Raw genomic sequence first — 20,223 nt, forward strand, 5'->3', positions numbered from 1 at the left:
GCACACGAGCAAGCGGCGACCGAGCTTACATGGACGTACTTGCAGCGTCCCCCGCAACCGGACCCACCCCGCCATCCCCCAGGAACCCAGCTTTTGCTCCGGCTGTTGCTTCGGCTCTGGCTCTGGCTCTGGCCTCTGCAGGTGCCGGGTGCAACCCGGCCGATACCCTCCCAGTGCTAGGCTGTGGCTACCGACAACCACGGAGGCGGGATGGGGGCGATCGTGTTGTTGCCGCTGTGCGTGGACGATGCCGCGCTCGACCGCTGCCTGGCCGCGCTGGATGCCGGCACCGCGCCGGGAACCGCGGTCTGGCTGGCCGATGACGCGCAGACCGGCCCGCGTGCGCAGGCGGTGGTGGAGCATTGGTTGGCGCATACGCCACTGCAGGCCGAATACACCCGCCGCGCGCGGCCGTTGGGCGAGGTCGCCCATCTGGATGAGATGCTGCGCGCCTGCGAGGGCATGGACGTGGCGGTGCTGGCGCCGGACAGCGTGCCCGCGCCGGGCTGGCTGCAGCAGCTGCAGGATGCCTTCGCCCGCGACGCCGCCATCGCCACCGCAACCCCGTGGTGCAATGCCGGCGAAACCGCTGCATGGCCGCGGCTGGGCGAGATCAATCCGGAACCGGACGATCCGGCACTGCTGGCACACACCTGCGCCACCTTGCCGGTGCTGAATCCAGAGCTGCCCTCGGCGGTCACCCACGCGGTACTGGTGCGTGGCAACGCACGCCGGCGTGCCGGCGGCCTGGACGTGGACAGCTACGCTGGCTGGAACGCGGCACTGGTGGACCTGAGCCTGCGCATGGCTGGCCTGGGATGGCGCAACGTGCTGTGCGAGACCGCCTTCGTCAGCCGGGCAGGGGAGGCGGTCAGCCGTGATGGCGATCTCGAGGCCCTGGCCGCGCGCTGGCCGGGGTGGGTGCCACGGTTGGCTGACTTCCTCATGCACGATCCGCTGCATGGCCTGCGTGCCGACCTGCAGCAGCGCATGCGGCAGGCGATAATGCCGAAGGAACAGGGTGACCTGTTCGTCTCGTCTTCCGCGCCGGAGCCTCCTGCTTGAATGTTGCCATTGCCGCCATCGTCGTCACCTACCAGAGCGGCAGCACCATCGACGCCTGCCTCTCGCGTCTGCGCCAGGCGCAGGACGTGGCCGAGATCCGGGTGATCGACAATGGCTCGATGGATGGCACGCTGGATATCGTGCAGCGCCATGCCAGCCACGACCCGCGCGTGCGTTTCGTCGGCAATCCGGACAATCCCGGCTTTGCCGCCGCCAACAACCAGGGCGTGGCCGATTCGCACAGTCCATGGCTGGCCTTCATCAACCCGGACCTGATGGTCGAACCGGAGACGTTGGCCGCACTGCGCAGCCGCGCGGAAGCACTGGGCGACTGCCTGCTCGGTGTCGAGCAGGTGGACGAGCAGGGCCATGCCGACGAAGCCGTGCGCCGCCGCGACCCGGATTTCCTGATGATGCTGCGCTCGCCGGGCAAGGGCTCGAAGCTGGCGGTGCCGCGTGACCCGCAGCAGGCGCTGCAGTGGGTGCCGGCGCTGTCCGGTGCGCTGCTGATGATGCCGCGTGCATTGTTCGACTGCATCGGAGGTTGGGACGCCGGCTATCGTCTGCATGCCGAAGACCTGGACCTGTGCCGGCGTGCACGCGAAGCCGGAGCAGTGGTGGCGATCGCCAATGACCTGCAGGTCACCCATGTTCGTGGCGTCTCCAGCCGCTCGCGGCCGTTCTTCGTTGAATGGCACAAGCACAAGGGCCTGTGGCGCTATTTCCAGAAGTTCGAGGCCAGGCAGCGTTCGCTGCCGGTGCGGGTAGCGGTGTGGGGCGCGATCTGGGCGCACGCGCTGATGCTGGTGCCGAAGCTGCTGCGCAGGGCGCTGTAGCGCCGCAAGAGCATCCACGCATGGCGTGGATCTACCAATGTTGTTTCCCGTGAGCTGAGTGTGGCCGCAGGCACCCCGGTTCACCCTGCCGGGCGCATAATCCGCCCCATGCCTATCATCCAGTCCCTGCTCGACACCGACCTGTACAAGTTCACCATGATGCAGGCGGTGCTCCACCAGCACCCCGGCGCCCAGGTGCAGTACCGGTTCAAGTGCCGCACGCCCGGCATCGACCTGGCCCATTACATCGACCAGATCGACGAAGAGATCGACCACCTGTGCAGCCTGCGTTTCAGCGACGCGGAGCTGGACTACATGCGTGGCCTGCGCTTCGTGAAGCCGGACTTCGCCGATTTCCTCGGCCTGTTCCACCTCGACCGCAAGTACATCCAGCTGCGCGCGTCGAAGACCGTGCCCGGCGAGATCGAACTGGACATCACCGGCCCCTGGCTGCACACCATCCTGTTCGAAGTGCCGCTGCTGGCGATCATCAACGAAGTCTGGTTCCGCAATACCACCACCGCCGACTTCGCCGAGGGCGAGCGCCGCCTGCAGGCCAAGGCCGCGCTGCTGCGTGATACCCCGGGGTTCGAGCAGTGCCGCATTGCCGACTACGGCAGCCGCCGCCGCTACTCGCGTGACTGGCATGCCCGTCTGCTGCCGCTGCTGCGCGATGCGCTCGGCCCGCAGCTGGTCGGCACCAGCAACGTGCACTTCGCCCGCCTGTACGGCATGACCCCGCACGGCACCATGGCCCATGAGTACCTGCAGGCATTCCAGGCGCTGGGCCCACGCCTGCGCGATTCGCAGGTGGCGGCACTGGAATCGTGGGCACGCGAGTATCGCGGCGACCTCGGCATCGCGCTGTCCGACGTGGTCGGCCTGGATGCGTTCCTGCGCGACTTCGACATGTACTTCTGCAAGCTGTTCGACGGCGTCCGCCATGACTCCGGCGATCCGTTCGACTGGGGCGACCGCATGCTGGCCCACTTCCAGCAGCGCCGGGTGGATGCACGCAGCAAGGTGCTGGTGTTCAGCGACGGGCTCGACATCGCCAAGGTGATGCGCCTGTACGACTACTTCCGTGGTCGCTGCCAGGTCGCCTTCGGCGTCGGCACCCACCTGACCAATGATCTGGGGCCAACGCCGCTCAACATCGTCATCAAGATGGTCCGCTGCAACGGCCAGCCGGTGGCCAAGCTCAGCGATTCACCGGGCAAGAGCATGTGCGACGACCCGGGCTACCTGGCCTATCTGCGCCAGGTCTTCGAGCTGCCGCCGGCGTAAACACGTCGGCTTACAGGTAGTCGACCACCACCAGGTAGGCGCCCTGCAGCGGCTGCTGCTTCGAAGCCTGCACGCTGTAACGCTCGGAGAAGGCGATATCGCCGGCGCGCATCGCGCTGGCCGACACCGACAGCTTCTGGCCCTGGCGCTTGCCGTCGCGCAGCGTCGCGGCCTGGCCATCGGCCAGCGCCGTCACGGCCACCGTCGAGCCCTTGGCCGAGGGCGGGCAGGCGGCCAGGCTCAGCTCACCCTGGGACAGGTTCGTCGTGCAGCCCGGCTCGGCGATACGGCCGCTGAAACGGATGCTGCCGCTGCTGGCCTGGGCCAGCGCACTGACGGACATCAGGGCCACACACAGCAGAATGGAGTTCCTCATGACACGTTCTCTGGTTCGGTGTGTCCTAGTTAGCGACAGGTTCGATCCGTCTTTAATAGGACAAATCCGAATCTGCTAGGGCCATCACCAAGAAAGAGTGATGCGCATCAAATAAGGCGATTTCCACCTGAAAAAAGCCTGTTTTCGCGCATGCCGAACGCGCCACGGGAAGCGTCATGCAGGGTCGTTTGTGACCTGATCGCCTTGCCGTCAAATCCCCCACGCCCGCCGGGCTCTCATTCCGCCTACCACGTCAAATTTGAGGCGTCAATGAATTGGCGTTCAGAAAAATAATGAGACTTTCATCACAGTTGTGCCTATACTTGCGTCACGGATTCAGGGGAAGGTATGTCCGAGTCCGGCCACAGGTGAGACGCAAGGATGGGTCTTGATAGCCCGGCAGTGCTCCTTGCTTCCTCCTCTACTTCTCATCTCTTCAGTAGGGTTAGGTAAAAGCGAATGCACAAGATCAATATCATCGCCGCTCTGATGCTGGCCGCCGCTCCGCTGGCCGCCAACGCCGCCGACGGCACCATCACCTTCAACGGCAAGGTGACCGACAAGACCTGCACCATCTCGACCCCGGGCGGCAAGGACTTCTCCGTCAACCTGCCGACCGTGTCCAAGAACACCCTGGCCGCCGCCGGTAACGTTGCCGGTCGCACCCCGTTCGCCATCAACCTGACCAAGTGCAGCGCCGGCAACGTCGCGACCTACTTCGAGCCGGGTTCGACCGTTGACTTCAACACCGGTCGCCTGCTGAACCAGGCTTCGGCCAACGCTGCCACCAACGTGCAGCTGCAGCTGCTGGGTTCGAACAACCAGGTCCTGCCGATCAAGGCTGCAGGCGCTGGCCAGGCCCAAACCAACTCGCAGTGGGTCACCGTCGGCACCGACGGCTCGGCCGATCTGAACTACTACGCTGAGTACTACGCCACTGCCGCCGCCACCCCGGGCGACGTCACCAGCAGCGTCAAGTACACGATCATCTACAACTGATCGTAGTCTTACCCGCACTGGCCGGCGTACGCGCCGGCCAGTGCATCGCGGCCCCTGGCCACATACCTCGAGCGTAGTACTTCCGATGAAAGCATTCTTTCCCCGGGCGCTGCTGCTGGCAGCGTTCACGCTGCCCTTCTGCCAGAACGCTCTGGCCGGCGTGGTGGTCAATGGCACGCGAGTGATCTATCCGGCGCAGGCGCGCGAAGTCACCGTGCAGGTCGACAACGTGGGCGATTCGCCGGCGCTGGTGCAGGCCTGGATCGACAGCGGCGACGCCAACCAGACCGCCGACACCAGCGATGCCCCGTTCGTGCTGACGCCGCCGATCGCGCGCGTCGAGCCGGGCCGCAGCCAGGCGCTGCGACTGATCTTCTCCGGCGCGCAGCTGCCGACCGACCGTGAGTCGGTGTTCTGGCTCAACGTGCTGGATGTTCCGCCGTCCCCGGACAACGCCGACAGCGGCGAACAGAATTACCTGCAGGTCGCGTTCCGTTCGCGCCTGAAGCTTTTCTACCGGCCGCAGGGCCTGAAGGGCGTCGCCAACGACGCGCCCGCAGCGCTGCGCTGGACCCGCACGGGCGACCGTCTGCGGGTGGAAAACCCGAGCCCCTTCCACGTCACTCTGGCCGAAATACATGCCGTGACCGGCAGCAGTGAAAAGGCCGTCGAGGACAAGGGCGCGATGGTCGCGCCGAAGCAGAGCCTGGAGTTCGCCGCACCGGCGGGCACCGACCAGGTCCGCTTCATCACCATCAACGACTACGGCGGCCGGGTGGAACACACCATCCGCCTCGGCAGCACCGGGGGCTGAACGCGCCGCGCCGGCCTTGGGCCTGCGCATCCCGCCACCGCCGCTGTGCGGCGAATTGAAGGAATGTCAGTGTGATCGGAAACAGATTGACATTGTCGATCCATCAGGCGCTTTGCCTGTTGGTTGCTGGCGTGGCCTGCCCAGGATGGGCGCTGGCTGCCCCGGCCAATCTCGGCGAACAGGCGCTGATGGCGCAGAGTGGTGCGGCCAATGCGCGTGCACCGGAATCGGCCCAGTTCAACTCCAGCTTCCTGTCTGGCCAGGCCAAGCAGGTCGATCTGGCGGCCTTCAGCAACGGCAACCCGATGGTGGCCGGCAACTACCGTGTCGACGTCTACGTCAACGGTGCCTGGCAGGGCCGTCGCGATCTGCAGTTCAAGGCCGATGCGCAGGGCCGTGTCGACGCCTGCCTGCCGCTGCCGATGCTGGAAGAAATGGGCGTGGACAGCGAAGCCGTGCTGCTGCAGCAGGATCCGTCCGTGCCGACCGACAAGACCAGCTGCGTGCCGGTCCAGCAGCGCATGGCCAATGCCTATGGTGTCTATGACAGCGGCAACCTGCGCTACGACCTGAGCATCCCGCAGGTGTTCCTGCGTCGTGAGGCACGCGGCTACGTCAACCCGGCGCTGTGGGACCGCGGCATCAATGCCGGCTTCGTCGGCTACAGCTTCAATGCCATCGACAGCGACAGCCGTGTCGAAGGTGGCCAGCGCAACCGCAGTGCCTACCTCGGCCTCAACGCCGGCATGAACCTGGGTGGCTGGCAGTTCCGCCACGATTCGAACCTGACCTGGTCCGAGGGCGATGGCCGCCATTGGCAGAGCATCGCCACCTATGCGCAGCGCGGCATCCCGCAGGTGCGCGGCATGCTCACCATCGGTGAGGCCTACACCACCGGTGAACTGTTCGACTCGATCGGTTACCGCGGTGCCAGCCTGGCCAGCGACGACCGCATGCTGCCCGATTCGCTGCGCGGTTACGCGCCGGTCGTGCGCGGCATCGCCGAGACCAACGCACGCATCGAAGTGCGCCAGAACGAGCAGCTGATCTACTCCTCCACCGTGTCGCCGGGCAGCTTCGTCATCGACGACCTGTACCCGACCGGCTACGGCGGCGACCTGGAAGTGAGCGTGATCGAGGCCGATGGCCGCCGCCGCGAATTCAAGGTTCCGTTCGGTTCGGTGCCGCAGATGCTGCGCGAAGGCGTGTCGCGTTACTCGCTGACCGCCGGCCAGGTGCGCAACAAGCTGCTGGCCGATGAGCCGTGGCTGGTGCAGGGCACCTACCAGCGCGGTATCGGCAACCAGCTGACGCTGTACGGCGGCAGTGCACTGAGCGACGGCTACCTGTCGCTGCTGTACGGCGTCGGCCTGTCCACGCCGGTTGGCGCGTTCGCCGCCGACGTCACCCACGCACGTACGACGTTCGACCACTACGGCAACCACACCGGTGCCAGCGTGCGCTTGAGCTACAGCAACATGATCGGCGAGACCGGGACCAACCTGACCCTGGCCGCCTACCGCTATTCGACCGAAGGCTTCTACAGCCTGCAGGATGCGCTGTACGGCCGTGATTCGGACAAGCGCGGCATCGATCCGACCACCCGTGGCCGTCAGCGCAGCCAGTTCCAGGTAACGCTGAACCAGCCGCTGGGCCGTCGCGGCGGCGCGCTGTACGTGACCGGCTCGGTGCGTGACTTCTACGACCGCCCCGGCACCTCCAAGCAGTATCAGGTGGGCTACAACAACGCCTGGCGTTCGGTGAACTACGGCTTCTCGGCGCTGCGCACCGAAGAGGGCGTGCTCGGCCGTTCCGATACCCAGTACCTGCTGTCGATGAGCGTGCCGCTGGGCCGTGGTTCGCACCCGGTGTCGTTCAGCGCCGACCTCGGCGTGCGCGAGCGCGGTGGCTACGACAACAGCCGCGTTGGCATCACCGGTTCGACCGGCATCGACAACAACTTCAGCTACGGTGTGGCGCTGTCCGACTCCCGCGAAGGTGGCACCACCGCGGTGGGCAGTGCGGAATACCGCAGTCGCTACAGCGCGTTGAACGCGACCTACAGCCACTCGCGCGATTTCCGCCAGGCGTCGGTCGGTGCCAACGGCAGCGTGGTCGTGCATCCGGGTGGCTTCACCTTCACCCCGCAGCGTGGCGACACCATGGTGCTGGTCGAAGCGCCGGGCGCACGCGATGCGATCGTCAGCAACGCCCCGGGCCTGCGCGTCGACGGCCGCGGCTACGCGGTGGTCCCGTACGTGTCGCCGTACCGCCTCAACACCGTCACCCTCGACCCGCAGGGCATGGCCCACGACGTCGAGCTGGAAAGCACCAGCCAGTCGATCGCCCCGTTCGCCGGTGCCATCAGCTACCTGCGCTTCGATACCCGCAAGGGCAACGCGCTGCTGATCCAGGTGCGCAACACCGATGGCCGCACCATGCCGTTCGGTGCGCAGGTCAAGGACGAACAGGGCCAGCCGGTGGGCATGGTCAGCCAGGGCGGCCGCCTGTACGTGCGCAGCGAGAAGAACCAGGGCCAGTTGCAGGTCGAGTGGGGCGCAGGTGCCGATCAGCGCTGCACCATTGATTACCAGGTACCGGCGGGCGCCGACGCGTCCAAGACCGGCTTCATCCCGCTGGAGGCAGCATGCCGATGATTTCTTCCCGTGGCCGCAAGGCATTGGCCGCGTTGGCCCTGCTGGGTGGCGTGCTGCTGGCGCAGCAGGCCAGTGCGGCCTGCCGCATCCAGATCAACGGCTTCGTTGCACAGGACGTGCAGATGGACATGGGTCAGATCGTGATCCTGCCCAGTACACCGGTGGGTGGCGTGATCAAGGAAATCAGCGTGCCGATCAACCAGCAGAACAGCGTTGCCCGCTGTGACTACTGGTATAGCGGCTACTCGACAGGCGAGTACGTCAACGCGCCGCAGAAGCGACCGGTGGCCGGCTTTGCCAACGTCTATGAGACCGGCGTGGCCGGTGTGGGCATCCGCCTGTTCCGCGACTCCGGCGCGATCCAGGCCTATTACCCACATACCATCAATTTCGCGGCCAACTCCACGATCTCGCTGATCGGTGGCCAGTTCCGCATCCAGCTGATCAAGACCGCCGCGCAGACCGGTTCGGGCGTGATCGCACCGAACGGTCGCTTCACCACCTACTACTTCGATGGTGATGGCCCCAGCCGCCCGGTGCTGACCTCCACCTTCAGGGGCTCGGGCACCACCGTGGTCAGCCCGACCTGCGAAGTGCAGGCGGGCAGTCGCAACATTGCCGTCGATTTCGGCAGCGTGCCCAACACCACGTTCACCGGTGTCGGTTCCAAGGCTGTAGATCGCGATTTCGAGATCCGCCTGAACTGCCAGGGCAGCAACGTTGCTGCCTACCAGAGCAAGATCGGCATCCGCCTCGACGCCGACCAGGACAGCTCGAACATGCCCGGCGTGCTGAAGCTGAGTGCGGCCACCAACAGCGCCACCCGTATCGGCATCCAGATGGTCCAGCGCGATGGCAGCACCGAGCGCGAAGTGCGTTTCGGCCAGACCGTCAACGTCGGCACCACCGTGCCGGGTACCAGTGTCATGGCGCTGCCGCTGCGTGCCCGCTATGTGCAGACCCAGGCCGGCACGGTGGGTGCAGGTGTCGCAAACGGCCAGGCCACCTTCACCATCCAGTACGAGTAAGGCGGCCGCAGGCCGCGCCACTGCTGCGTTCCACCGCAACGTCGCCCGTTCCACGGGCGGCGTTGACTGCGTCTTGATCTTCCAACGATGAAGATCAATGCCACGACGCACGTACCATCATTCGAATGTGATGTACGTCGCGATTTTGGAGTTTCCTCATGAGGTGACCGTCTCCTGCCTGCGGGTGTTGGACGGGAACGCCGAAAGGATCCAGACGTGGCTACAGCTCCTGGCATTCCCTCGCGCCGGCCTTTCGGAGCGCTGCGATGAAGGTCCTGTCGGTGTTCGGCACGCGACCGGAAGCGATCAAGATGGGGCCGCTGGTAAGGGCCTTGGCGGAGGCTGCGGACATCGAATCGGTGGTCTGCATCACCGGCCAGCACCGGGCGATGCTGGACCAGGTGATGTCGCTGTTCGCGATCACCGCCGACCATGACCTCGATGTCATGGTGCCCAACCAGACCCTCAATGGCCTGTGTTCCAAGCTGTTCGAACGGCTTGACGCGCTCTACACGCAGGTTCGCCCGGACCGGGTACTGGTGCACGGCGATACCACCACGGCGATGACCGCCGCACTGGCCGCGTTCCACCACCGCATTCCGATCGGCCATGTCGAGGCCGGCCTGCGCACCGGCGACATCAACCGGCCGTGGCCGGAGGAAATGAACCGGCGGGTGATCGATGTGGTCGGCCACCAGCTGTACGCGCCCACGCCCAGCTCGCGCGCCAACCTGGCCGGTGAACACCTGGGCGGGCAGATCCTGGTCACCGGCAATACCGTCATCGATGCCCTGCAGCAGACCGTAGAGCGGCTGGATGCCGACCCGGCGCTGCGTGCGCGGGCTGACGAACCCTTCCACATGCTTGACCCCGATCGTCGCCTGCTGCTGGTCACCGGTCATCGCCGCGAGAGTTTCGGCCAGGGCTTCGAGGACATCTGCCGTGCGCTGGCCGAACTGGCCCGGCGGCCGGACCTGCAGGTGCTGTATCCGGTGCATCTCAACCCGAACGTGCAGGGCCCGGTCAACGCCCACCTCGGCCATCTCGACAATGTGCACCTGGTGCCGCCGCAGGACTACCTGCGCTTCGTGCGCCTGATGCAGCGCGCCGACGTCATCCTCACCGACTCCGGTGGCGTGCAGGAAGAAGCGCCTGCGCTGGCCAAGCCCGTGCTGGTCATGCGCGATGTCACCGAACGCCCGGAGGCGGTCGAGGCCGGAGTGGTGACGCTGGTCGGCACCAGGCCCTCGCGCATTGTCGAGGCGGTCAACGCGGCACTGGCACAACCACCGCATCCGACCCGCTTCGATCCCGACGCCAGTCCCTACGGCGATGGCCGTGCCAGCGCGCGCATCGTCGCCGCCCTGCGTGGCACGCCCCTTCCCGAATTCTCGCCCGGCCTCCGCAACAGCGGTGCCGCCCACCTCCATCCACGCGAAGTGACGCCATGACCCAGACCGGCCGCTCTCCCCTGTTTGCATCCGCCGCCGCGTTCGTCCTGTCGGGCGTGGTTGCCAGTGCCCATGCCGCCGACAGCGTCGCCGGCCAATTCGCCGAATGGAGCGGCGACAGCACGGTCAACCGGCAGATGACCCTGCGTGAACTCGGTTTCCGCCAACCGCTGGTGCTCAGCGGGCAGGAGAGCCAGCGCGAGGTCTACCTGCCGGTGCCGGCCGGCGTCGCCACCCGCGATGCGCAGCTGCAGCTGGACGGGCGCTATGTGCGCGGCCACGCCGGGCGCACTTCCGGCCTGTGGTCGGTCGATGGCGATCCGATCGCCGCGCGCTCGATCACCGATGCGCAGGGCGACGCCAGCCAGCTGCTGGCCATTGATGGCGAACCTCGCCAGAACGGCTTCGTGCGGGTCGGCGTCGGCTGGTGGTCGATCGTCTCCGACTACCAATGTGCCGACCAGAGCGCGCCGGCCAACGTGTTGCGGCTGTCGCCGGACTCGCGTTTCAGCTACCGCTTCGATGGCCGGGCCGTGGACACCGTGGCCAAGGCCTGGGGCGCGCTGCCACCGCAGGTGCGCCTGCTGGTGGACGGCAAGGCGCTGCAGGCGCCGGCCTACGATGCCGCCTGGCGCGTCGGTACCGCGTTGCAGGGCGGTGGCAAGCAGGTGCAGGTGGTGGCGCTACCCAAGGTCGGTGACAGTGTCGACCTGACCGGCATCAGCATCCCGGCCAGCCTGCAGGGCGTGCCGGCCTACGCTGCGCTGGCGACGGGCGAGCGTGCGCATGTGATCAAGGATCTGGCTGAAGTTGGCGCGCTGCTGTCGCTGCGTGACAGCGGGCCCTTGGCCGCTGACGTGATGATCGGCAGTGATGCGCTGCGGGCCGGCGTACGCGCGGCACTGGATGCGCTGGCTGCCCAGGTCGGCGCCGCGGGTGCCGATGCGGGCACGGCCTTCAGTGCCTGGCGCAGCGCGGACATGGGCGGGCTAGAAAAGCCCGCCGCCAACGCCTCGGTCAGCGTGGTCGCCGTTGCCGGCCGTCCGACGCTGGTGGTCGACCCGGCAGCGGCAGGCAAGGTCGCCGGGTTGTTCGCCGAACAGTGGCGCAGCTACGCGCTGGGCCGCAGCCTGCAGGTCAGCCAAGCGGGCACGCCGAAGCTCGACGGTGACCATGTGCTGTTGAGCCGGCTCGGCAACATCGCCGGTACGATGGATGTGGTCACCCGCGCGGACCGCAGTGCCACCTTCGACCTCGGCGCGCTGTCGGCCGATGGGCGCCTGCCCGAGGAAGTGGTGATCGATGTCTCGGCGGCGCCCAACGCCGCCGGGCAGGGCGCGGTGGCCACGATCCATTTCAACGATTACCTGCTGGGCGGCAAGGTGCTGTCGGCCAATGGCCAGCCGCAACGGCTGGTGGCCAAGGTGCCGGCCTACGCGCTGTCGGCGCGCAACGAGATCCGCGTCAGCTTCCTGCGCCAGCCGGCACGACCTTATTGCCACGATCCGGCCACCGCCTATCCGGTCTCGATCCTGCCCAGCAGCCACCTGACCCTGGCCAAGCGGTCGCTGGGCAGTGATTTCGTCGGCGCCAGCAGTCAGCTGTCGCGCGGCAACCAGGTGTTCGTGCCGGCCACGTGGCTGCAGGATGCACCGGCATCGCTGCGCAAGGTGATTGCGGTGGCCAGTGCAGTGGGTGCCTCGCCGGAGGCGTCGGAACTGAAGGTGGTCGATGCCGGTGCGGCGGTCAGCCCGGGTGCGCCGTGGCTGGCGTTCGGTGTGGCGCCATCGGGTGTCGATGCGGCCGGCCTGAAGGACGGTCATCTGCTGATCGGCGGGAAGCCGCAGCCGCTGCTGGATGTCAGCGGGTTGGATCGTGCCGCGGTGGTGCAGGTCGGCACCTCCGGCGGACAGCTCGGCGTGCTGTACAGCGACCTGGGCGCACAGGTACCGTCATTCGGCGCACCGTTCCGGCTGCTGCGCGGTGATCTCGCTGTGCTCGACGGCAGTGAGGCCGTGCGCGAATTCGACCGCCAGGATCCCTATGGCACGCGTATCGCACAGGACGGCAATCCGCAATCGAAGTGGGAACGGCACATGGTCTGGTTGCTGCTGCTGGTCGGCGTGATCGTGTTCGCGCTGCTGGCCGCCCGCGTTACCCAGGTGCGCCGCCGCAAGTCCGCCAACACAGGGCACTGATCCGCCGTGGACGGTCTGTTCTGGAACATCCAGCTGGCCAACTACTACGCTGTCCTGGAAACCACGGCGGCGGCGGTGGCCGTGCTGATCCTGATCTCCAGCCTCGATGACCTGTTCATCGATGTCTGGTACTGGGTGCGCGAAAGCTGGCGCGCACTTACCATCAAGCGTCGCGATGCCTACAAGCCGTTGACCCAGGAAGACCTGATGCAGCGGCCGCAACAGCCGCTGGCAATCATGGTGCCGGCGTGGATGGAGTACGACGTCATCGCGCAGATGGTGGAGAACATGATCAACGTGCTCGACTACCGCGAGTACGTGGTGTTCGTCGGCACCTATCCCAACGACCAGCAGACCATCGACGAAGTGGAGCGCATGCGCCGCCGCTACAAGCGCCTGCGCCGCGTGGAAGTTCCGCATGACGGGCCGACCAGCAAGGCCGACTGCCTGAACTGGCTGATCCTGGCCATCTTCGATTACGAGAAACGCCACGACATTGAGTTCGCCGGGGTGATCCTGCACGACAGCGAGGACGTGCTGCACCCGATGGAACTGCGCTTCTACAACTACCTGCTGCCGCGCAAGGACATGATCCAGTTGCCGGTCACCTCGCTGGACCGCGAGTGGTACGAACTGGTGGCCGGCGTCTACATGGACGAGTTCGCCGAATGGCATGCCAAGGATCTGGTGGTGCGTGAAAGTGTTTCCGGCATGGTGCCGTCGGCGGGCGTCGGCACCTGCTTCTCGCGGCGCGCGCTGCTGGCACTGAGCGCGCAGACCGACAACCAGCCCTTCAACACCGACAGCCTCACCGAGGACTACGACGTCGGTGCGCGGCTGGCGGCGATGGGGATGCAGTCGATCTTCGCGCGCTTCCCGGTGCAGTTCCGCGTGCGTCGCCCGTCCTGGTTCGGCTGGGGCCCGGTACGCGAGCGCACCCAGCAGATGGCGCTGTGCGTGCGCGAGTACTTCCCCGACAACTTCCGCGCATCGTACCGGCAGAAGGCGCGGTGGGTGCTGGGCATCGGCCTGCAGAGCTGGGAGTCGCTGGGCTGGCGCGGCTCGCTGGCCACCAAGTACCTGCTGGCGCGCGACCGCAAGGGCATCATCACCTCGTTCGTCAGCATCATCGCCTACGTCATCTTCCTGCAGCTGCTGCTGTTCTGGCTGTTGAAGATGACCGGGCTGTGGACGATGCAGTTTCCCAGCGTGTTCCAGGCCGGTACCTGGCAGATGAACGTGGCGCTTCTGACCACGGCGGCGTTGGCGACCCGGGTCGTGCAGCGCTTCTACTTCGTCAACCGGCTGTATGGCTGGGAACACGCGCTGATGTCGATCCCGCGCATGGTGGTCGGCAACATGATCAATTTCATGGCCACCGCACGCGCGTGGAAGGTGTTCCTGGCCTACCTGCTGTTCGGCAAGCGCATGGTCTGGGACAAGACCATGCACGACTTCCCGGATGCGGCGCAGCTGGTGCAGACCCGCAAGCAGCTCGGTGAGCTGTTGAGCACCTGGCAGGTGGTGGAACCCGAACGCCTGCAGCAGGCGCTGGATCAGCAGCAGGCAGGCCGCCAGCAGCCGTTGGGCCGCATCCTGCTCACCCAGGGCTGGCTGGATGATGAAACGCTGGCCGAGGCGATCGCCTTCCAGGGCGACCTGCCACGCGCGGTCATCGACGTGGACTACCTGCGCGCCTGCCAGTTCCCGGTCAGTGCCGATGCCTGCGTGCAATGGCGCATGCTGCCACTGCCACCGCGCCAGCAAGGCACCCTGCGGCTGGCCGTGGCCAGCCCATTGCCCGAAGAGGCGTTGGCACTGCTGAAGCAGGAAACCCGCAGCGAGCACGTTGAACAGAGCATCGCCCGCGAAAGCGAAATCAACGCGGGCCTGCGCCTGATCGGCGGCGACCGGCAGTGGCACCTGGACAACGTGCCCTTGCTGGGTGACCTGCTGGTGGAGATGCGCCTGATCGACCACGCGCGGTTCGAGATCGCACTGGATGACTACATGCCGCAGCGCGACGGCCGCATCGGCGATTACCTGGTCAAGCAGGGCATCACCACCGAGGAGGCCGTGGCCCAGGCCATGCAGGAGCAGCGTCGACGTGCGGCCGCGCTGCAGTCACCGCCTCCCGGAGCCTTGCCGGCATGAAGACCACGCTGCTGTCCACCGTCATTGCCGTCGCGTTGGCCACGGCCAGTGTATCGGTACAGGCCCAGGCCGATGCGCAGCTGCCATTGTCTGGAGCTGCCTACCGTATCGCCGAACAGGCGTTTGCCGCCTATGAGCGTGGTGACTACCGAGCGGCGTACCAGCAGTCCACTGAAGCGATCCGGCTGCGCCCGGATGTGGTGCGGCTGCGCCTGCTGCAGATCTATGCGTTGCAGAAGCTCGGGCGTGGCGCAGAAGCGCAGCAGCAGGCGCGGCGTGCGCTGGACGCGGGGATGAAAGATCTGGCCTTGCCGGCGCTGGCCGCCGCTGCGCCCAGGACGGCCACAGGTGCGGCGCGTAGCGCAGCGGCACCGCGTGCATCCGCAACGGTGGCCGACCGCAACAACCGGCAGGCCTACATGCTGGCAACCGAAGCCTATGCGGCCTACGACGCCGGGCAGATGGGCATCGCCGCCAGCAAGGCCGAGCAGGCGTTCCGGCAGCAGCCGAAACAGGGCGCTTGGGCCCTGCTGTGGGTGGCGGCACTGGAGGCACAGCAACAGCCCGAACAGGCCGACGCCGCCATCGGCACCGCGCTGCAGCTGGGTGCACCGAATGCCGAGGCGCTGCGCACGCGGCGCGTGGCACTGGGTCGCCAACGCGCCCTGCTGCAGGCCCAGCAGGCCTATCAATCGCTGTCCGCAGGCGAGGATGCCGCCGCCATTGAGCAGGCACACGCTGCCGTGGAACTGGCCCCCGACGTGGCTTCATACCGGCTGCTATTGATCACCGCGCAGCTGCAGGGCGATCAGCTGGCCGACGCTGAGCATAGTGCTGATCAGGCATTGCAGGTAGATGCCAACGACCTCAATGCACGAGTCATGCGCGGTTACCTGCGCCAGCGCCAGGGCAGCACGTTGCGGGCCAATGAAGATTTCGACGCCGCGCTTGCCACGCCGGGATCAACCGCGCAGCAGCGCAACGTGCGACTGCTGGCGGTAGATGCGGCACTGGCCGCAGGTGATCGGGTACGCGCTGCTGCACTGCTGGCACCGTTGCAGGCGGCGGTACAGCCAGCTGAAGGCGATGCACGGACACGGCAGCTTCTGCAGCAGGGCATCGAGCAACGCAGCCGGGCGATCCGCTCCAGTCGCGAGCTTCCGCGTATGAGCGCGCAGACCTATCCGGTGCCGTTCCAGCACTGCCAGTCGGGCGACACAGGCAATGTCTGCGAGTTGATGCCGGCCGACCTGCAGGGCGACGGCGGTGCCGCACAGCGTGCCTATGCTGCCTACGCGCGCCAGGATTACACCGATGCCATCGGTGAGGCACGGCAGGCCGTGCAACTCGCACCGGACGACGCGAACCTGCAAGCCCTGCTGACCACCACGCTGGCAGCGGGCAACCGCGCACAGCAGGACGAAGCACGGCAGCGCCTGGATGCGGCACTGGCACAGCGTCCTGACGATGCGGAGGCGCTGATGCAGCGCGGCTACCTCAACCAGAAGGCGCACGAACCTGCGCAGGCACTGGCCGACTTCCGTGCCGCCGAGGCCACCGGCAAGGCACCGAAAAGCGTGGTGCTGGACCAGGCCTACGCCAGCGCAGCCAACGGCGATCATCCACAGGCGGTGTCACTGCTGCGTAGCGCCATCGACCGCGCCGACGTCGGTGAGCTGCCGCTGGATGAGCATCAGCGCTACAACGTGCGCAATGCCATCGCCAACTATTCACGCGAGTGGGGCGTGATCGCCTCGGCCGGTTTCCGGGGTGCGCGCCAGGCCGCGACCAATGTCGGCGGCGCAGCGATCAGCACGCCGGGCGATTCGGTGTTCAGCACGCTGGAGGCGTTCTGGCGGCCCCCGGCCTTCAACGACCAGCATGGCACGCTGGAGCTCTACGCACGCCTGCTCAACACGCTGTACGACGAGGGCGGCACCTACGAGTCGATCCGTGCGGTGGATCCGTGCACCGGCGAATCAACGCCGGATGCGCGTGCTCGCGCCGAGCGCCTCAGTCATTCGCGCTCGACCACCGGCTGGCCGTCCACCATCGCCTCGTTCGGCCTGCGCTACGCCTTTGGCCAGACCGGTTTGAGCGCCGGCATCGAGCGCCGCCAGTTCCTGGGCAGTGCCACCCGCCAGGGCGAGGTCTACCCCGCATCGGCAGTGGTGCAGTGCCGCCTGCAGCTGGCCCTGAACCGGCCACTGGAAGCCAGCACGCTGGCCCGCTACCGCTTGGCCAGCGGTTCGGGTGGATGGATGTCCTACCTGACCTACGGTTATTACCACGGCACCGATCTGCGCACCGATGTGAACCAGTGGTGGATGGTCAGTGGCTATGCGCAGGGGGGATATACCTGGGACGACAACGGTGCCACCTTCACCCTCGACGCGCTCGACGCCAACGGCACGCCGGTGCGGCGGATCGGCGACGCCAACGGGCGCCTGCATCGCGAACAGTGGTTCGCTGCCGGTGAACTGCGCGCCGGGCGCAGCTTCCGTTTCGGTGCCGGGCAGACGCACTGGGTGGTCACACCCTATGTCGTGGTTGGCGCCGATTGGCTGGACCAGCGCTCGCGCGTGCGCGACATCCGTTATCCGCCGTTCCCGGCGCAGTCGTTCGCGCTCAACGATACGCAGCGCAGCTGGTCACTTGGTGCAGGGCCAGGCGTGGGCGTGCGCTACTGGTTCCGCGAGGACCACTACAACACGCCGCGTTCCTACCTGGACCTGACCGTGCAGTACCGCATCGCCATCGGCGGTGGTGATACGCAGCGTGCCAAGGGCCTGTTCGCCACCGCCATCCTCTACTACTGAGGCAGGCCCCAGCGTCGCCGCAGCGCTGCGGCCTGCGGTGTGTCCTGGGTCAGCCATGGCTCCAATGCATAGACCAGCACGTGCTGTGCGCCGCTGTCGCGTGCCCATGCCAACTGCCGCTGGATGCGTGCGGCATCGGCCGTTTCGCCCTTGAATCCGCTGCCGTCGGCGGGGCCGCCGGGCAGTTCGCGGAACAGTTCAACGATCGCATCGAAACCGATGCCGTTGGCATGGAGATGATCGAGCAGCGGTTGCAGCTGCTGCACGTTGCCGGCGCCGGCCACCCCCACGCCGTCCTGCACCATGGGCCGCACGGCCGCGTGCGCGAGTACCGCCTGCCACAGCGTGACCAGGTTGCCATTGGTCTGCAGGCGGCTGAAGTAACAGGAGATCGCACAGTCACCGCCGCGTGCGCCGGCGGCCTGCACCAGGCCGTGCAACCACTGCGCCAGCCACAGCTGGCGGGCCGGATCGGCCCAGTGATACTGCTCCAGCTCGTAGGGCAGGTACCAGCCCCCGAAGGCCGGCTGCTGCGCCCAGGGCGCCTGTGCCAACCAGCGGCGTGCCTGCACCAGGCTGTCGGCCAGGAAGGCCTGCAGCGTGGCATCGTCGGCGCCGATGGCCTGCCACCAGCGCTGCTGGAAGGGCAGGCCGACGCGGATGCGGATGTCGTTCCCGCTGGCGGCGGTGAACAGCTGCTGCAGGCTGCTGTCCGGCAGCGACCAGTCGCCGTCGCTGCCACCGACGATGCCGGTCCACTGCAGCACCAGCTGCCGGCAGCCCAGCGTACGTGCAAGCTTCAAGGATCGTTGCCAGTCGGCCAGGTCCCACTGCAGGTGGCTGCGCCACGGCTGCAGGAAGGTGCCATCGACCTGCACCGGCAACGAGCAGCCGGGCAGGGTGGTCAGCGCAGCGGCCAGCGGTGCCAGCACTGCCGCACGCAGCAGCCGGCGGCGCAACGGCGAAGACGGATCCGCGGGAAGGTCAGGCCGAACCATGCCCGCATCATCCCAGAGCACCGTGCGCAGCAGGTGAACCAGCGCCCGGTAGCGCCGGCCGCTGGCCGAAGCGTGCTCTGGTAGTGCCGGCCGCTGGCCGGCATCACCTACCGCTTATTCCAACGCGTAGCGCAGGGTGAACAGCACCGCCACCAGCCACACCGCCGGATGCACTTCGCGCCAGCGGCCGGTACCGGCCTTCAGCGCGGCGTAGGCGATGAAGCCGAACGCCAGGCCATTGGCGATGGAGTAGGTGAACGGCATCGCCAGCGCGCACAGTGCCGCCGGCACCGATTCGGTCAGGTCGCTCCAGTCCACTTCCACCAGTTCGCGCAGCATCAGGCCAGCCACGAACAGCAACGCCGGTGCGGTGGCATAGCTGGGCACCATCGCCGCCAGCGGCGAGAACAGCAGCGCGGCCAGGAACAGCGCCGATACCACCAGTGCGGTCAGGCCAGTGCGGCCGCCGACCTGCACGCCCGAGGCGCTTTCGGCAAACGCGGTGGTACTGCTGGTACCGAGCATCGAGCCGGCCACGATCGCCGTGCTGTCGGCCAGCAGCGCACGGCCGAAGCGCTTCTGCGCGCCCGGAAGTTTCAGCAGGCCGGCGCGACCGACCACGCCGTACAGCGTGCCGGTGGCATCGAACACTTCCACCAGCACGAATACCAGCACCACCTGCAGCAGCACCGCGATCGGCGCGCCGCCGTCATGGTGCAGCAGGCCCGGCAGGTCCAGCTGCAGGAAGGTCGGCGCGAGGCTCGGCGGCAGCGAGACCAGGCCCTGGTACTGCACGTCGCCCAATGCCCAACCAGCGCCGGTCACCGCCAGGATGCCGATCAGGATCGCGCCACGGATGCGGCGCGCTTCCAGTACCGCGATCAGCAGAAAGCCGGCCAGCGCCAGCAGCGGCGGCGCCGTGTTCAACGGGCCCAGCGCCACCAGCGTGTCTTCATTGCCGACGATCACGCCGGACTTCTGCAGCGCGATGATCGCCAGGAACAGGCCGATGCCGGCCACGATGGCCGAGCGCAGCGACGAAGGAATACCCGACACCAGCCATGCACGCACACCGGTCAGCGACAGCACCAGGAACACCAGGCCGGAGATGAACACCGCGCCCAGTGCCTGCTGCCACGGCAGGCCGGCAGCGCCGACCACAGTGAAGGCGAAGAACGCGTTCAGGCCCATGCCGGGCGCCATGCCGACCGGGAAGTTGGCGGCCAGCGCCATCACCGCCGAACCCAGTGCAGCCGCCAGGCAGGTGGCCACGAACACCGCGCCCGCATCCATGCCGGTGGTGCCGAGGATCTCGGGATTGACGAAGACGATGTAGGACATCGTCAGGAAGGTGGTGACACCGGCCAGCAGCTCGGTGCGCACGGTGGTGCCGTGCTGTTGCAGCTGGAACAGGCGTTCGAACAGGGACATGGGGGAATCTCGCGACAATAATGCGTCACGACCAACGGTCGTGACCTACCCGAATGCAGAACGTGGGTACCGACCGTTGGTCGGTACGCTTCACAGCGTCACCACCAACG

At 67.0% G+C, this 20,223-nt stretch carries 14 protein-coding genes; 11 read left to right on the top strand and 3 right to left on the bottom strand.

All coding sequences use genetic code 11. The annotated features are described in order from the left end of the window. The first annotated feature begins 210 nt into the window (after nt 1–210). The 3 genes from R1L06_RS06845 (at nt 211) to pncB (ending at nt 3,188) form a co-directional block, all read left to right on the top strand. Nucleotides 211–1,065 (top strand): glycosyltransferase family 2 protein, encoded by an 855-nt coding sequence (locus R1L06_RS06845; protein WP_317217264.1) that lies wholly within the window; start codon nt 211–213, stop codon nt 1,063–1,065. Continuing rightward, the gene (locus R1L06_RS06850; protein ID WP_317217265.1) at nt 1,062–1,901 is read left to right on the top strand and encodes a glycosyltransferase family 2 protein; all 840 of its coding nucleotides are present in this window, start codon (nt 1,062–1,064) and stop codon (nt 1,899–1,901) included. Before R1L06_RS06845 ends, R1L06_RS06850 begins: the two co-directional genes overlap by 4 nt. Nucleotides 1,902–2,009: 108 nt before the next feature. Further along, a complete protein-coding gene (gene pncB / locus R1L06_RS06855; protein WP_010482009.1) occupies nt 2,010–3,188 on the top strand; it encodes a nicotinate phosphoribosyltransferase in 1,179 nt (392 codons plus the stop codon). A 10-nt stretch (nt 3,189–3,198) separates the two neighbouring features. On the opposite strand, the gene R1L06_RS06860 is transcribed toward pncB, so the two are convergent. Beyond that, nucleotides 3,199–3,564 carry a hypothetical protein gene (locus R1L06_RS06860; protein ID WP_014645902.1) on the bottom strand — a complete coding sequence of 122 codons (366 nt, stop codon included), beginning with the start codon at nt 3,562–3,564 and terminating at the stop codon, nt 3,199–3,201. Nucleotides 3,565–4,023: 459 nt separating this feature from the next. On the opposite strand from R1L06_RS06860, the gene R1L06_RS06865 reads away from it, so the two are divergent. From R1L06_RS06865 to R1L06_RS06900, 8 genes are all read left to right on the top strand, one after another. Continuing rightward, nucleotides 4,024–4,563, top strand: coding sequence for a fimbrial protein (locus R1L06_RS06865; RefSeq protein WP_032128057.1), 540 nt, complete (start codon nt 4,024–4,026; stop codon nt 4,561–4,563). Between the two features lie 85 nt (nt 4,564–4,648). Then, the gene (locus R1L06_RS06870) at nt 4,649–5,377 is read left to right on the top strand and encodes a fimbrial biogenesis chaperone (RefSeq protein WP_317217266.1); all 729 of its coding nucleotides are present in this window, start codon (nt 4,649–4,651) and stop codon (nt 5,375–5,377) included. A gap of 92 nt (nt 5,378–5,469) precedes the next feature. Next, the gene (locus R1L06_RS06875; RefSeq protein ID WP_317217309.1) at nt 5,470–8,034 is read left to right on the top strand and encodes a fimbria/pilus outer membrane usher protein; all 2,565 of its coding nucleotides are present in this window, start codon (nt 5,470–5,472) and stop codon (nt 8,032–8,034) included. Next, a complete protein-coding gene (locus R1L06_RS06880) occupies nt 8,025–9,062 on the top strand; it encodes a fimbrial protein (protein WP_253143427.1) in 1,038 nt (345 codons plus the stop codon). The genes R1L06_RS06875 and R1L06_RS06880 overlap by 10 nt, the downstream gene beginning before the upstream one ends. A gap of 266 nt (nt 9,063–9,328) precedes the next feature. Next, a complete protein-coding gene (gene wecB / locus R1L06_RS06885) occupies nt 9,329–10,513 on the top strand; it encodes a non-hydrolyzing UDP-N-acetylglucosamine 2-epimerase (protein WP_149908773.1) in 1,185 nt (394 codons plus the stop codon). Then, a complete protein-coding gene (locus tag R1L06_RS06890; protein WP_317217267.1) occupies nt 10,510–12,711 on the top strand; it encodes a hypothetical protein in 2,202 nt (733 codons plus the stop codon). Before wecB ends, R1L06_RS06890 begins: the two co-directional genes overlap by 4 nt. A gap of 6 nt (nt 12,712–12,717) precedes the next feature. After that, nucleotides 12,718–14,865 (top strand): glycosyl transferase family protein, encoded by a 2,148-nt coding sequence (locus R1L06_RS06895; protein WP_317217268.1) that lies wholly within the window; start codon nt 12,718–12,720, stop codon nt 14,863–14,865. After that, a complete protein-coding gene (locus tag R1L06_RS06900) occupies nt 14,862–17,684 on the top strand; it encodes an NfrA family protein (RefSeq protein ID WP_317217269.1) in 2,823 nt (940 codons plus the stop codon). The genes R1L06_RS06895 and R1L06_RS06900 overlap by 4 nt, the downstream gene beginning before the upstream one ends. Here the strand turns inward: R1L06_RS06900 and R1L06_RS06905 are convergent. Together R1L06_RS06905 and R1L06_RS06910 are read right to left on the bottom strand one after the other, a co-directional pair. Further along, nucleotides 17,678–18,682: a DUF4434 domain-containing protein gene (locus R1L06_RS06905; protein WP_317217270.1), complete on the bottom strand. Its 1,005-nt coding sequence runs from the start codon at nt 18,680–18,682 to the stop codon at nt 17,678–17,680. The two genes, R1L06_RS06900 and R1L06_RS06905, sit on opposite strands and share 7 nt — an antisense overlap. Before the next feature lie 114 nt (nt 18,683–18,796). Beyond that, nucleotides 18,797–20,113, bottom strand: a complete 1,317-nt coding sequence (locus tag R1L06_RS06910) for an NCS2 family permease (protein ID WP_005408048.1) — start codon at nt 20,111–20,113, stop codon at nt 18,797–18,799. Nucleotides 20,114–20,223: the final 110 nt, after the last annotated feature.

It is taken from the genome of Stenotrophomonas mexicanensis (genome assembly GCF_032911605.1).
GTDB lineage: Bacteria > Pseudomonadota > Gammaproteobacteria > Xanthomonadales > Xanthomonadaceae > Stenotrophomonas > Stenotrophomonas maltophilia_A.